This window comes from Escherichia sp. WS1450, assembly GCF_046487395.1.
GTDB classification, from domain to species: domain Bacteria; phylum Pseudomonadota; class Gammaproteobacteria; order Enterobacterales; family Enterobacteriaceae; genus Escherichia; species Escherichia coli.
Window position 1 is genome coordinate 58,433 of record NZ_JBJQJO010000001.1, and the last position, 13,681, is coordinate 72,113.

The 13,681-nt window shown below is 48.6% G+C and carries 12 protein-coding genes; 1 reads left to right on the forward strand and 11 read right to left on the reverse strand.

The features are described 5' to 3' along the window. Positions 1-21 precede the first annotated feature (21 nt). From fadK to ACJHYR_RS00330, 5 genes are read right to left on the reverse strand one after another with little or no spacing between them, the layout of a single operon-like run. Positions 22-1,668 (reverse strand): medium-chain fatty-acid--CoA ligase, encoded by a 1,647-nt coding sequence (fadK, locus tag ACJHYR_RS00310; protein ID WP_001309534.1) that lies wholly within the window; start codon positions 1,666-1,668, stop codon positions 22-24. Positions 1,669-1,724: 56 nt separating this feature from the next. After that, positions 1,725-2,018 carry a ferredoxin family protein gene (locus ACJHYR_RS00315; protein ID WP_000081071.1) on the reverse strand — a complete coding sequence of 98 codons (294 nt, stop codon included), beginning with the start codon at positions 2,016-2,018 and terminating at the stop codon, positions 1,725-1,727. Continuing rightward, on the reverse strand, positions 2,015-3,304 hold the full coding sequence (locus ACJHYR_RS00320; RefSeq protein ID WP_001278514.1) for an FAD-dependent oxidoreductase: 1,290 nt from the start codon (positions 3,302-3,304) through the stop codon (positions 2,015-2,017). The genes ACJHYR_RS00315 and ACJHYR_RS00320 overlap by 4 nt, the downstream gene beginning before the upstream one ends. 55 nt (positions 3,305-3,359) lie before the next feature. Next, complete coding sequence (locus ACJHYR_RS00325; RefSeq protein ID WP_000080713.1) at positions 3,360-4,298, reverse strand: electron transfer flavoprotein subunit alpha; 939 nt, start codon at positions 4,296-4,298, stop codon at positions 3,360-3,362. Between the two features lie 19 nt (positions 4,299-4,317). Further along, a complete protein-coding gene (locus ACJHYR_RS00330) occupies positions 4,318-5,082 on the reverse strand; it encodes an electron transfer flavoprotein (RefSeq protein WP_072837389.1) in 765 nt (254 codons plus the stop codon). A 315-nt stretch (positions 5,083-5,397) separates the two neighbouring features. On the opposite strand from ACJHYR_RS00330, the gene ACJHYR_RS00335 reads away from it, so the two are divergent. Further along, a complete protein-coding gene (locus tag ACJHYR_RS00335) occupies positions 5,398-6,309 on the forward strand; it encodes an AraC family transcriptional regulator (protein ID WP_000284799.1) in 912 nt (303 codons plus the stop codon). Between the two features lie 42 nt (positions 6,310-6,351). Here the strand turns inward: ACJHYR_RS00335 and ACJHYR_RS00340 are convergent, their stop codons facing one another. The 6 genes from ACJHYR_RS00340 to ACJHYR_RS00365 form a co-directional block, all read right to left on the reverse strand. Then, a complete protein-coding gene (locus ACJHYR_RS00340) occupies positions 6,352-7,503 on the reverse strand; it encodes an acyl-CoA dehydrogenase (RefSeq protein WP_000347850.1) in 1,152 nt (383 codons plus the stop codon). A 13-nt stretch (positions 7,504-7,516) separates the two neighbouring features. Then, complete coding sequence (locus ACJHYR_RS00345; protein ID WP_072837388.1) at positions 7,517-9,112, reverse strand: acyl CoA:acetate/3-ketoacid CoA transferase; 1,596 nt, start codon at positions 9,110-9,112, stop codon at positions 7,517-7,519. A gap of 144 nt (positions 9,113-9,256) precedes the next feature. Further along, positions 9,257-10,015: a type I 3-dehydroquinate dehydratase gene (gene aroD / locus ACJHYR_RS00350; protein ID WP_000860193.1), complete on the reverse strand. Its 759-nt coding sequence runs from the start codon at positions 10,013-10,015 to the stop codon at positions 9,257-9,259. Positions 10,016-10,045: 30 nt separating this feature from the next. After that, a complete protein-coding gene (gene ydiB / locus ACJHYR_RS00355; protein ID WP_000383491.1) occupies positions 10,046-10,912 on the reverse strand; it encodes a quinate/shikimate dehydrogenase in 867 nt (288 codons plus the stop codon). A gap of 11 nt (positions 10,913-10,923) precedes the next feature. Then, complete coding sequence (locus ACJHYR_RS00360) at positions 10,924-12,189, reverse strand: MFS transporter (protein ID WP_001306133.1); 1,266 nt, start codon at positions 12,187-12,189, stop codon at positions 10,924-10,926. Positions 12,190-12,415: 226 nt separating this feature from the next. After that, positions 12,416-13,630, reverse strand: a complete 1,215-nt coding sequence (locus ACJHYR_RS00365) for an MFS transporter (RefSeq protein WP_072837387.1) — start codon at positions 13,628-13,630, stop codon at positions 12,416-12,418. Positions 13,631-13,681 lie beyond the last annotated feature (51 nt).

A 13,681-nucleotide genomic window follows, 5' to 3' on the forward strand; every position in this document is an offset into this window, starting at 1 on the left:
TGTGATCCCCGAAGATGAAACTTATTCAATCTCTTCACAGACATCCTGAGTTAATCTCCGCATAATATCTTTCCTTAACAAAAACTTTTGTATTTTACCTGAGGCAGTGCGCGGTAGTTTTTCGATTACCACGATATGTTCAGGATATTTATATTTCGCGACCCGTTTACGGCTAAAAAAAGCCACCACCTCTTCCAGCGATAATGAATGATGCGGTGCTTTCAGCACGACATAAGCGCATGAGCGTTCACCTAAACGTTCATCGGGCATCGCAACCACACAGGCATCGTGAATTTTAGGATGCTGCAATAAAATATCTTCTACTTCACGGCTGCTAATATTTTCGCCGCCGCGGACAATAATATCTTTCTTGCGCCCGGTTATTTTTATATAGCCGGCCTCATCCATGCAGCAGAGATCGCCGCTGTAATACCAGCCTTCTTCATCCAGGGCACGGGCGGTTAATTCAGGTTCATCAAAATACCCCATAAACACATTGGGGCCACGCGAGGCTTCTTCACCTTCGCAACCTGGCGGTAAGGTCTTGCGTGCGTCATCGACCACTTTAATCTCAACACCTGCGGCAGCGTAACCATCGGTGTGCATAAAGCGCGACAAAGGATCGTCGAGATTCACCACTGCGTGCGGCGAACTTTCTGTGGAACCATAAACACTTAATAATTTAATGCCGCGCTGCTGGCATTCACGCGCCACTTTTTTGGGGATTGTGGTCCCGCCGCAAAGAAAGAAGCGCAGCGCTGAAAGGTCAGCGGGTTGTTTCTCCAGTAAATTCAAAAGATCATAGACAAACGGCGTTGCGCCGAGCATACAGGTGCAACGCTGCTGCTCAAGCAGCGCGAGACACGCATCAGGAGTGAAAATATCTAACAACACGCTGCGAGCGCCAATTAAGAATGGTGCCGTTACGCCATGCAGAAAGCCCGTTGCATGACCAAGTGGCGCAGGCATCATAAAGACATCCTGCCAGGTCAGATTCAACCGCGCGCAATAAGCCCGCTCACTGGCGAGAATATTGTTATGCGTTAGCATCACGCCCTTTGGCAGACCCTCGGTTCCGGAGGTAAACAGCACCGCGGCTAATTCATCGCCGTGGACCGTTATCGCCGTGGTTAGAGGAGTATTGTCGGCGATAATCTGACTTAATGAGAGAGCAGAGGTGGCGGGAGCCAGTTTGTCCACGCCGACAAGTTGTTGTAGTTGTGGAAGCTGATTTTGCAGCGGCAGGATTAAATCTACCGGACGCGTTTGTTTAAACAACGTCGGAGCAAAGAACATTTTTGCCTGACACTTATTGAGCACCCATACTAGTTCTGCTTCCCGCCAGGAAGGCAACAGCGGTACGGAAACCGCACCGATTTTCAGGCAGGCAAGATAGATAACGGTAAATTCACACCAGCCAGGCAGTTGAAATGCGATGCGATCGCCTGATTCAATACCCTTCGCTAACATCCAGTTTGCCAGACAGCTCGCGGCGTGATCGAGCGCGCTATAGGTGTACGATGCTCCATGATTATCGACCACGGCAATTTTGTCTGGCATCGCACGAGCGGTCTGCTGCCAGTAATCGGCCAGCGAAGCATCGCCCCATAGCCCTTGCTGACGATACGCCGCACGACGTTGTTCGTTAAACGTTAATGTCACTTTCATTTTGGACTCTCGAGACAGAACATCAGGCCCGAGATGCGGGCCTGTGGGATGCATGATTAGCCGTAGCGAAAATCAATACCGAAGGTGCCTGCGGGATATTGCCACTGTTCGAGAATAGTGTTGCCGCACAGCACCCGACAGGTGCCGCACTCCAGACAACCGGCAGAATCAAAATGAATGTTGCCGGCGTCATCCTGCTTATAAAGTCCGGCAGGGCAGGCTTTCATTAATTTACGGAATTCATTGATATCGGGATTTGCCGCCAAAATGATATGCGGGTGGCCCTCATCAACATGGAATTTATTGACGCCTAATTTGATGTCGACGTTAACCGTAGCGTTCTGGCTCATAGCGCGGTTGCTCCCTTAATGCCATCTTTCAGCAAGTTGATCAGCCCAATTTTTTTCGCGTGTCCCATGATCATTTTGCGTACCGGCTGGTTTGGTTTGCCGTCAATGGTGAACATATCGTTCATGATGTCGGCGACCATGCGCGGATACTGACTAAACAGGCGCGGATTTTCCATCAGCGCCGGGATCTTGCGGAAATGCTGCATATCGCGCATAACACAACTTTGTTCCAGCTCACGTTTGTATTGCGCCAGACTGCTGGCGGAGAAATCCGCGCGTTCTTTGGCGGCAATCACTGTTGTGGCGGTAGCCTGAGCTGATGCAATGGCTAAATCCATGCCGCGAACTGTAAAACCCAAATTCAGGCAGAAGCCTGCGGCGTCACCAACGATCATCACGCCATCGTTAACCAGCTGCGGCACCATTGCCAGACCGCCTTCCGGCACCATATGCGCGGAATATTCAAGCAGTTTGCCGCCGCTAATCAGCGGGCGAATGGCGGGGTGTTGTTTAAAATCTTCCAGCATTTGCGGCACGCTTTTTTGCGCATGGGCGATATCACCCAATCCACAAACCAGCCCCAACGATATGGAATCCTTATTGGTATAGAGGAATCCGCCACCCATCAGGCCGTCAGAAGGGGAACCGGCAAACAGCCAGGCGGCACCTTCCTCGCCCGTAATATTAAAGCGATCGTTGATCTGTTCTGGTGTGAGGCCAATAACCTCTTTAACACCAACAGCGTAATGATGCGGATCGGAAGCGGAAACCATTCCCAGCGAGCGGCCAAGCATCGAGTTAACGCCATCAGCCAGAATCACCACATTCGCTTCAAGAACATCATCCCCGGCCTGCACGCCAGTGACCTTGTTTCCTTCACGAACCAGCGCATCGACGCGTACGCCCGGGATAAACTGCGCGCCCGCCTGCTCGGCTTGTTCCATCAACCACGGGTCCAGACGATTACGCAATACGGTATAAGACGCGTGTTGCGGAACATCTGGTTGCTCGCGGTGAAAGTCGAGGGTAACGGCGCTTTCTTCGGTTAAGAAGGAGATTTTCTCGCGTGTGACCTTGCGTTCTACCGGCGCTGATGCTGCAAAGCCTGGAATAATCGCTTCAAGTGTGTGGGCATAAAGACGCCCGCCGGTCATGTTTTTACATCCGGCACTGTCGCCGCGTTCTATCACCAGGACATCCAGCCCGGCTCGCGCCATGACCAGTGCGGCAACGCTACCGGCAACGCCCGCACCGACCACAATGGCATCAAATTTGTCATCCGACATGCGTTATGCTCCCTTCCCGCTGCGTTTACAGCGGGAGATGTGGTTGAAAGGGGAATTAGCGGCTCAACTGGCTAATCAGGGCAGGGACGACTTTGTAGATATCGCCCACCAGACCGTAGTCGGCATAGTTGAAGATTGGCGCATTTTTATCTTTATTGATGGCGACAATCACTTTTGCGCCGTTGCCGCCAACCATATGCTGGATCTGCCCGGAGATCCCCAGCGTCAGGTAGAGATCGGATTTCAGCAACACGCCGGAGACACCGATATAACGTTCACGCTCCATCCAGTTCTCGCCTTCGGCAATTGGACGTGAACAGCCGACTTCAGCATTCAGCACCGCCGCCAGTTCGTGGACCATTTTCAGGTCATCCTGCGCTGCCAGACCACGACCGACGCCAACCACACGTTTTGCTTTGCTCAGGTCCACGCTGCTTGCCGCTTTCGCACGGCGTTCGCGACAGAGAATTTCATGACGCGGGGCAACATAAGGTACCGTTTCTGTCGGGCACTGATGAGCGGTATCACTGGTGCACGGTTCCTGAACACCGGGTGCAAGGGTAATGATCGCCAGCGGGCTGTTGATCTTTTCCTGTGCGAACGCTAACCCGCCATACATCCGGTGTTCGGCGCAAATGTGACCATCGACAATATCCACCGCAGTGGCATCGTTCACCAGCGCCGCATTCAGTTGCACACTTAACCGTGCTGCCAGAGCTTTACCGCGTTTCGTCGCGGCCAGCAGCAACATAGAAGGATGTTTATCTTTCAGCAGGGCAGCAATGCTTTCGGCGTAATTTTCAGTACGTTGCAGCGCATCATTTTGCTCAAGAACATAAATACATTTTGGACCATAAGGCATAACTGCCTGCGCCTGGTCGGTATTTTGTACAATGGCATACACCTGTTGGCCCCATTGCTGCGCGCCGCCAAACAGTTCAGCATAACGTTCAGGATTATCGCTAAAGACCCAGACGCTGTTTAATTGACTCATCGTTTCTTCTCCGTAGGCTTCAGTTCAGGGCTTTCTTCAGATATTCCGCCAGCTCGGCAATGGCCTCCGGCGAATCGTTATCGAGAATGATGTGCTTACGTTCTGTTTGCGGCGGTACGCGAATGCCGGTCAGCTCAGCAAGTGGCGCGCTCTGGCTCCAGCCAATGTCACTTGCCTGCCACTGATTTATCGGTTTTTTACCCGCGCCGAGAATGGCTTTCATCGAAGGAATGCGTGGCATATTAATATCGGAGGTGACGCAGAGCACGGCTGGAACAGAGAGCTCAATAACTTCAACATCATCTTCAAGCGTGCGTTCAATCACCAGTGTATTGCCCTGACGCTGAATAGCACTCACTGCATTAATCACCGGAAGTTGCAGAATTTCTCCGACCAGCAAGCCAACCTGCTGGGCATAAAGGTCGCCGGAACCTTCACCAAAGATCAGTAAATCGAAGCCGATCTTTTCAACTGCTGCCGCCAGCGCCTTTGCGGTATCGAGAGGCAGTGCATGTTCAAGTTGCGCATCCTGCACCAAATACAGGCTATGCGGCCCGCGGGATAGCACGTCTTTACGCACTTTCGAGTTCTGCAACAATGAGCCGCCAATGGTCAGCGCGGCTATCTCATCGTCATCTGTTGCAATCTGGCTTGCAGTTTCAATGGCATTGAGATCGAACTGGCTGATTTTGGCGTCGGCATTGTCGAAATTCAGGGTATATTCTGGAGTGACAACAATGTCCTGTTCTTCAGGCACCAGCTTAAAGCAGGTTATTATTTTCATGATTTCTCCTGTGAGTCGCATACGGAACCATCTCCGATGGAAGGTAAAAATGGTCTGAAAATAGTGTGCGATAGCGGTGCGGGGTTTTCGACGGAGCAAGCTGTTTTCCTTGCCAACAATCTTGCAAAAAAAATGCGATCGCTAAAACAAAAGTGCAATTTGCGGCAATATAGTTATTCCATGACCGTACAATCTTGCATTCAGTGTAAATAATCTTGTTTAGCTCTCGCTAAACGCGGTTGTATAACCGCAATACACGCCGTATTTTATCCGGCATATATTGTTTTTGCTTGCTCATGGAATAGGGAGGTTGTCATGTATCAACGCTGTTTTGATAACGCCAGCGAAACGCTGTTTGTCGCCGGTAAAACGCCACGGCTTTCACGTTTTGCATTTAGCGATGATCCAAAATGGGAGTCCGGACATCACGTTCATGACAATGAAACTGAGTTGATTTACGTCAAGAAAGGGGTAGCAAGGTTTACCATCGATTCTTCGTTATATGTCGCGCACGCCGATGACATTGTGGTGATAGAACGTGGCAGGCTGCATGCGGTGGCCTCTGACGTTAACGATCCGGCAACGACGTGTACTTGTGCGCTGTACGGCTTTCAGTTTCAGGGGGCTGAGGAAAATCAGCTACTGCAACCGCATTCTTGCCCGGTAATTGCCGCAGGGCAGGGAAAAGAAGTCATTAAAACCTTATTTAATGAGCTAAGTGTGATTTTGCCGCAAAGTAAAAATAGCCAAACATCTTCGTTATGGGACGCCTTTGCCTATACGTTAGCAATTCTTTACTACGAAAACTTTAAAAATGCTTATCGTTCGGAGCAGGGATATATTAAAAAAGATGTTCTGATAAAAGATATTCTTTTCTATCTGAATAATAACTATCGCGAAAAAATCACTTTAGAGCAGTTATCGAAAAAGTTTCGTGCCAGCGTCAGTTATATTTGCCATGAATTTACCAAAGAGTATCGCATTTCCCCTATTAACTATGTTATTCAACGGCGTATGACGGAAGCGAAATGGTCACTCACTAATACTGAATTATCACAGGCAGAGATCTCCTGGCGTGTGGGTTATGAAAATGTCGATCACTTTGCCAAACTGTTTTTGCGCCATGTCGGCTGTTCGCCCAGCGATTACCGCAGGCAATTTAAAAACTGTTTTGCGGAACAAGAAATCTTATCTGAATTTCCTCAACCGGTAAGTCTTGTTGGATAAATCTGGCGGCGCAGTTTGTTAAGAAGCTGCGCCGCCTGCAGATTATTTGTTCTGATAATCTTTCAGGATCTGCCGACCCGCTACGTAAATCATAATTTCGTCTGTACCGCCGCCGATACGTTCACAACGGACATCACGCCAGAAGCGAGAGACGCGCGCCTCATCGGTATAGCCCAGACCGCCCATGATTTGAATCGCATCATCAATAACTTCCATTGCGGTACGTGCGCAGTACAGTTTTGCCAGCGCCGCGCTGGTGCGCAGTGACTGATGCTGATCGGCTTGCCATGCCACTTTCAACACCATGTTGCGCATGTTGTCGATCTTAATCGCCATCAGCGCCAGTTTTTCCTGGATCATCTGGTTATGACCAATGGGTTTACCAAAAGCGATACGCTGGTTGGCATAGCGGGCGGCATCTTCAAAGGCACACTCGGCAAAGCCGGTGCTGCGCGCGGCGTTGATCAGGCGCTCCATCTCAAAGTTATACATCACATTGAGGAAACCCATTCCTTCTTCGCCCACCATGTCGCTCTCTTCAACTTCCACGTTGTCGAGATAGACTTCGCAGGTGCTGAGCATATGCCAGCCGATTTTATGCAGCGGGTTAATCTTAATGCCGGGCTTACTGGAGTCGACCCACCACAGGGTGAAGGCTTTTTTGGGATCTTTCGGTTGCGGATCGCGCGCCAGCACCAGCATATACGGGTACTCTTTCGCACCGGTAATAAAGGTTTTCTGGCCGTTGATGTAAACCTTGCCGTTTTTACGCGTGTAAGTGGTGGTGGCGCTGTTGTTATCTGAGCCTGCGCCTGGTTCCGTCAATGCCAGGGCATAGGCGGGATCACCCGTTTCCAGGGTGCTTTCCGCCGTTTTACGTAGCTGCTCTGCAGAACCGAAACGGCGCATACTGTGAATACATTGACCGTTGGTGATCAAAAATGCCGGGGCACCGCATTTTGACACTTCCATCAGCGCCAGCATTTGGGTGACGTAATCCGCAGGGATACCACCAAATTCTTCCGGCACGCCAAGCATGGAAATACCGTTATCCGCCAGTGCCCGCATAAATTCACGCGGGTATGTCCCGTTTTGATCGCAGGTGCGGAAATACTCTTCCGGAAAGTTAGTCGTAATCAGTTCGCGAATACTGGCCAGCAGCAGTTCTTGTTCTTCAGTTAAAGAAAAATCCATCGTGATACTCCTGTTAATGAGCCGCTTCAGGCAGGACAAAACCCATCGCCGCATCGATAAATAATCTTTCGTCCATCAGTTTGAGTTCTGGCGAAATCACTGGGGTGAAATCCATTTTGTCGAGAATATCTTTTTGTAAATCGACGCCAGGGGCGATTTCGATTAAATGCAGGCCGTCTTCTTTCAGCGTGAATACTGCGCGCTCAGTGATATAACGAACATCCAGCCCTCGCTCGAGAGCGATTTTTCCGCTGAAAGTAATTTCCGGTAGTTCCCGAATAAATTTCTTCACCCGTCCTTCCTGGACGATATTTAATTTGCCGTCGGTAATTTCTGTTTTTAAACTGCCCGCAGTTAATGTGCCGCAGAAAACGATTTTCTTCGAAGTGGCACTGATATCAATAAATCCACCGGTGCCCATGATTTTGCCATTGAATTTATGCACGCCGACGTTACCGTGCTGGTCGACTTCAGCAAAACTCAAATAACAAACATCCAGACCACCACCGTGATAAAAATCAAACTGGGACGTCATATCCAGAATGGCGCGGGTATTCACGTTCGCGCCAAAGGCGATACCCTGTGAAGTAATTCCGCCAATCGGACCTGTTTCTACCGTCAGAATAAAGTCATCAGCACAACCTTCTTCCCGGGCGACCAGGCCAATGCCGTCAGCAATACCGACGCCGACATTCCCCACCGCGCCTTTACGCATTTCGAATAATGCGCGCCGTGCAACTAATTTACGTTGGTTTAGGGGCAGGCTAAGTTTGGTGCTGTCATCAAGGGGGAAGTCACCAGAAATAAAGCGGTTAACCGGCGCACCGCCATACAGTTGGGTTTGATCCGGATCGACCACCACAATATCCACCAGATAACCCGGAATACGGACAGATTTAGGATGCAGCGTGGCTTTCTTAACCATTTTCTGCACCTGCATCATCACAATACCGCCGTTATTGTGCACCGCCTGGGCAATAACCAATGCGTCGAGATACATCACCTCATCTTCAAAAGTGGCGTAGCCTTCGCTGTCGCAGGTGGTAGCGCGAATGAAGGCAATATCTGGCGCTATCGCTTTGTAATAGAGATATTCTTTGTTTTCAAACTCGACCAGTTTAATCAGGTCTTCTTTAGTGACTTCATTCAGTTTGCCGCCTTGCTGGCGTGGATCGACAAATGTTCCGATGCCAATATCACTAATAATACCAGGCTGGTGGGCTGCGGCGGCGCGTAAGGTTTGTGTAAGTACACCTTGTGGATAGTTATAAGCAATAATTTTATTTTGTTCTGCGAGATCAGAAATACGCGGCGATTGTCCCCAGTGACCGCATAATGCCCATTTCACCAGACCTTCTTGCGCCAGCGGACTAATACCACGGTCGGCGCGATCGCCAAGCCCTGTCGGACTAATAATCGATAAATTACGTGGCGTTTGAGTCTGTTTATATTTATCAGCAAGAGCTGTAATTAACGTGGTGGCTTCCAGAATACCGCCGCCAGCGCCTAACACACAAAGTGTTGCTTCGTCGGGAATATAATTCACCGCTTCCTGTGCCGACAGGACCGGCACTCGTCCATTAATACGAGGTGGTTTTACAGGTTTCATTGTTAATTCCTGATTCAGGTGTGATTTTCCCTACGCCAGATGGAGAATTAGCGCACAGAGACTCACGAAATATTTTTATTAAATACGGTTAAATATATTTTTTTAGTTCGGCGGGGGAGGATGTTCCCGCCGAAATATTATTGCTTATGCCTGGTGTAAAATAGTTAATACCGTGCGCAAATCATTTACCGAGATTTGCCCTGGTGCAGAGGCCTTTTTTACCGCACCAAAAGTTGCCGCCGAGCCAAATACTTCACCAGCCAGACGAGAAATTACGCCAGTTTTTGCCATTGACATCGTGATGATTGGACGATCGGCATACTGCTCCTGCATCTCCAGGGTCGCGGCAAGCAACGTCAGCACATCGCTGGTACTTTGCGGCATCAGCGCAATCTTAGGAATATCGGCGTCGAAGGACTGCATTTTGCGCAGACGGGCAATGATTTCTTCGGCTTCCGGCGTTTTATGGAAGTCATGGTTGGACATGACAACTTTCACATCATGCGCGTGGGCGTAGGCGACGGTTTCTTTAACCTGATCATCGCCGGTAAATAACTCCAGATCGATCATATCAACCAGGCCGCTGTCGATGGCTGCACGATTGAGTGCAATATAAGCCTCGGTGGAAATCGCCTGCTCGCCGCCTTCTTTGGCACTGCGGAAGGTAAACAGCAGCGGTTTTTCTGGCATGGTTTTACGGAGAATTTTTGCCGCCGCCATGACAGAATCCACATTGGAGAGGTCGGCATAGTGGTCAACACGCCATTCCAGAATATCAAAGTCCGCTTCACGATAGGCGAGAGCTTCAGATTTCACGCTGGCGATATCTTTCGCCATCAGCGAGACGATGATTTTAGGTGCGCCCGTACCAATGACGAGATCTTTTACAGTTACGGTTTTCATTTTTTACCCTTTCTGCACGCGGTCAGCCTGTCAGGCACCGAACCCCATGACCTGTTTAACATATTCCAGAGGGAAATCTTTGCCAGTCCATAACGTGAACTGTTCAGCCCCTTGCCACAACAACATGCCGTATCCATCAATCGTTTTGCAACCAGCTTGTTGCGCCTGCTGCAATAACTTCGTCATATGCGGGTTATACACGCATTCAGTGACCAGAAGTCCCGGATGTAACAGACTGATATCATTAACCAATGATTCATTCTCAAGGGGTTTCATACCCACTTTTGTGCCATTGGTTAAAATGTCGGCGGAAGCCAGGGCTTCAGCAAAGGCTTGCTGATCGGCGAGATCGGTAACCGTGACGACACAATCGGTGTTTTCGTTAACCCGCTGCGCGAAGGCGAGGGCTTTATCGAAGAACTCATCCCGACGGTTAAAGAGTTTAATTTCTTTTAAACCTTCAATTGCCCCCTGCGCGCCAATCGCCGTTGAGGCACCTCCGGCCCCTAACAGCACCATCGTTTTGCCTTTGATATCAAAACCGCTCTCTTTAATGGCGCGAATATGGCCCGTGCCGTCGGTGTTATAGCCACGCAGATAGCCATCATCATTAACGATGGTGTTGATGGCACCCACCAGTTTGGCCGCTGGCGTTAATTCATCAACATATTCACACGCCAGTTGTTTGTTCGGCATTGATACACCAGTTCCGCGCATTTTGAGGGCTTTTAATCCTTCAATTGCTCCGGGAAAACTATCGTTATCCACTTCAAAGGCCATATAGGTAAATGACAATCCCGCTTTTTCTAAGGCTTTATTCTGCATTTCAGGCGATAAACTGTGGCGGATGGGATAGGCCATCAGCCCAATCAATTCGTATTTTGCGGTAACATCCATAATTAACTCCTTTAACCTCTATGCTTAATTGTGTTTAACCGGGTGCTAAATTTACGCTCGCCAAACCGCACATCATTTTCAGGAATAATGAAAACGCGGTAATAGCGGATAAAGACAATAATTGCGGTAATCAGGGCCAGCAGCGCGAAAGTAAAATCGAGAGCAATGATATATTGCAGGCCGATGTTCGACAGATAACCGGTAATCAGCGGAATAACAAAATTAGCCAGTCCACCCATCATCATATATATACTGGTGACTTTGGCTTTGCTTTTTGGGAAAAACTCTGACATGACCGAAACGCCGAGCTGTAAAATGCCGCCAGCTGCTGAGAAACCGATAACAAAGGCTCCGGCATTACACACCAATGGAGAAGGGTACAGGTAGATAATGGCAGCTGTTATTGTTGCCAGTGCAGAGTTAAATACATTAGCCCAGATGGGCCGGACCATTTTTTTCAGCAGTGCGGCAAAAATAAAGACACAGACCAACGAGCCCATACTGTAATAAGAGATGGTTTTTAATGCCTCAGCTTCTGACATACCAGCAAAAGCCATCGCATATTTGGGCATCCACACCACAATCACATAAAAGGTCGAGAATGCGGCTACACCGAACAGTACTGATGAAACACCTTCCAGCCAGACTAACGGTTTGCTGTTCATTTGCGGTAATTCATTAGCTACGCTGGCGTCCACCAACTGGCTGGGGAATTTGCTTTTCAACAGCATCAGTGTGATCAGTACAAACAGAATACCCGGAATAATCAGCCCATAGCCGTACCAGATGTTATTGAGCAACATATAGCTCACCAGCATTGGGTAGAACATTTGCCCGAATGACACCATCGCTTTAACCAGTATGACCGCCGAACCAGAGGCTTTCGGAAAGCATTCCATGAGCGCGGGGTAGCCACCCGTATCCAGCGCTGAATTAGCGATACCTACGCACACTGCCAGACCGTAGGCGAGAGTTAAATTCGGGCAAGCGGGAATACCAAAGAAGAATAGCAGATACATTATTACTGCCATTAATATCACCGCCCGACGACCAAACTTATCGGAGATCACACCGAAGAATAAAATACTGATCAATCGCCCCAAACCGATACCGGAAATTAAATAGGCAATGCCCGCGTTGTCAGTGGAAAACTTTTCTGCCAGAGATGACATATTTTGGGCAAGCGTAATAACACTAATGCCGTGCAGGAAATAGCTGAAGTAAATACAAAGAACAGCCAGGATAAATGGCGTGCTGAAAGCCTTATTTTGAGACATTTTCACAGCTCCTTGCTGAAAGATAATTTCGTTACCGTACGTATTGTTCTCCGACGGTTTACATAATTACTATACTGAAGATGATTTTCCCTGGGTACATGGCATAAAGTTTATGTTTCCAGGAATATTGCATGTCATAGTTTGTTTTTGATCGCGATTTTCCTTAGTTAGCGCAGAAATAGTTATTTATCCGTAAGATCTTGCATGACCTGAAAAGAATATTGCATTACCCACCCGGAGCGACATTTTCCTTTAGCGAGTGATGCCGCGTTTCTTTGCGGCTGCGTAAGCCGATAAACAGTGCCAGTAAAAAGCCGATGGCAGCGATGGCGGTATCGAACCACATAATATCGGCAATACTTCTTTGGGACAGATGAGCCGTAATCAACGGAATAGTAAAGGTCGCAATACTGCCCGCACTGTAATAGATCCCTGTAGCTTTACCTTTAGCGTAGGGGAAACGTTCAGCCATTAATGTCAGGCCAATTTGCACAACACCTCCAGCAGAGGTAAAACCAATGACAAAAGCAAATATTATCACCACATAAAATGTGGGATGCAGGCAGACGGTAAACAGAGCAGTAAATGAGATAAAGGTGTACAGCATGAGTAATGTTGTTGCTCGAACGGTATTACGAATGAGTGGAGCGGTAATAAATACACAAAGCAGCGAACCCACGGTGTAGATACTGAGTAGTTTGATCGACATAGTGTATGACATGCCTGCAACAAATTGTCCGTACTGTGCCAGCCACTGGCTAACCAGATAAAACGTTGCCATTGAGATATAGCCATATAAGGTATAACTGGCTAAATCGATTATTGAGCAGCGATGTTCCGTAGAGCTGGTGGTTTTCTTTATGACAGGTAAGCGACGACCCGGATGGGGTGGGAACGTACAACGGTATAAAAACAGAGCGTTAATAAACATAATGCCTGCGGCAATCATAAAGGACCAACCGAACCACAGTTCAGCCCACACTAACAGGCTAATGATTAGCGGTAATAAAAATTGCCCGCTGGAAACAAATGCTTTAATTAAAATATTGGCTGTACCCGGTGAGCGTGGAAAAGCTTCCATCAAACTGGGATAGGTGCCTGCATCGAGAAAACTGTTTGCCATTCCCGCCAGAAAGCCAAAAACATAAGCGATAATGATGTTATTGGTGTGCAGGATGCCAAAAAAGAAGGCCATATAGTAGCACATCCCGAGCATGATAAAAGGGCGGCGACCAAAGCGATCGGATAATAATCCTGCAAAAAGCAAGACACTTAATCGACCAATACCCAGCGATGAGATAACTATTGAGACGCCTGCGGCATTAGTCTGCCAAAGCGTCTCCAGCGAGGCCATATTCAGGCTCATCAAAATGACGCCCATACCATGCACCAGGTAATTAAAATACAACCCAAGTGCGGTAGGGAAATAGGGATTTTTCATAGGTTCTACTTAGCAAAGGTGCTTTAAAAAGTGAAGCGATGTTGTGTCAGC

Coding starts and splice junctions, on each gene's coding strand:
- fadK (WP_001309534.1), bottom strand. CDS start 1,668: ATGAAAGTGACATTAACGTTTAACGAACAACGTCGTGCGGCGTATCGT.
- ydiB (WP_000383491.1), bottom strand. CDS start 10,912: ATGGATGTTACCGCAAAATACGAATTGATTGGGCTGATGGCCTATCCC.
- ACJHYR_RS00340 (WP_000347850.1), bottom strand. CDS start 7,503: ATGGATTTTTCTTTAACTGAAGAACAAGAACTGCTGCTGGCCAGTATT.
- ACJHYR_RS00320 (WP_001278514.1), bottom strand. CDS start 3,304: ATGTCGGATGACAAATTTGATGCCATTGTGGTCGGTGCGGGCGTTGCC.
- ACJHYR_RS00330 (WP_072837389.1), bottom strand. CDS start 5,082: ATGAAAATAATAACCTGCTTTAAGCTGGTGCCTGAAGAACAGGACATT.
- ACJHYR_RS00345 (WP_072837388.1), bottom strand. CDS start 9,112: ATGAAACCTGTAAAACCACCTCGTATTAATGGACGAGTGCCGGTCCTG.
- aroD (WP_000860193.1), bottom strand. CDS start 10,015: ATGAAAACCGTAACTGTAAAAGATCTCGTCATTGGTACGGGCGCACCT.
- ACJHYR_RS00365 (WP_072837387.1), bottom strand. CDS start 13,630: ATGAAAAATCCCTATTTCCCTACCGCACTTGGGTTGTATTTTAATTAC.
- ACJHYR_RS00325 (WP_000080713.1), bottom strand. CDS start 4,298: ATGAGTCAATTAAACAGCGTCTGGGTCTTTAGCGATAATCCTGAACGT.
- ACJHYR_RS00360 (WP_001306133.1), bottom strand. CDS start 12,189: ATGTCTCAAAATAAGGCTTTCAGCACGCCATTTATCCTGGCTGTTCTT.
- ACJHYR_RS00335 (WP_000284799.1), top strand. CDS start 5,398: ATGTATCAACGCTGTTTTGATAACGCCAGCGAAACGCTGTTTGTCGCC.
- ACJHYR_RS00315 (WP_000081071.1), bottom strand. CDS start 2,018: ATGAGCCAGAACGCTACGGTTAACGTCGACATCAAATTAGGCGTCAAT.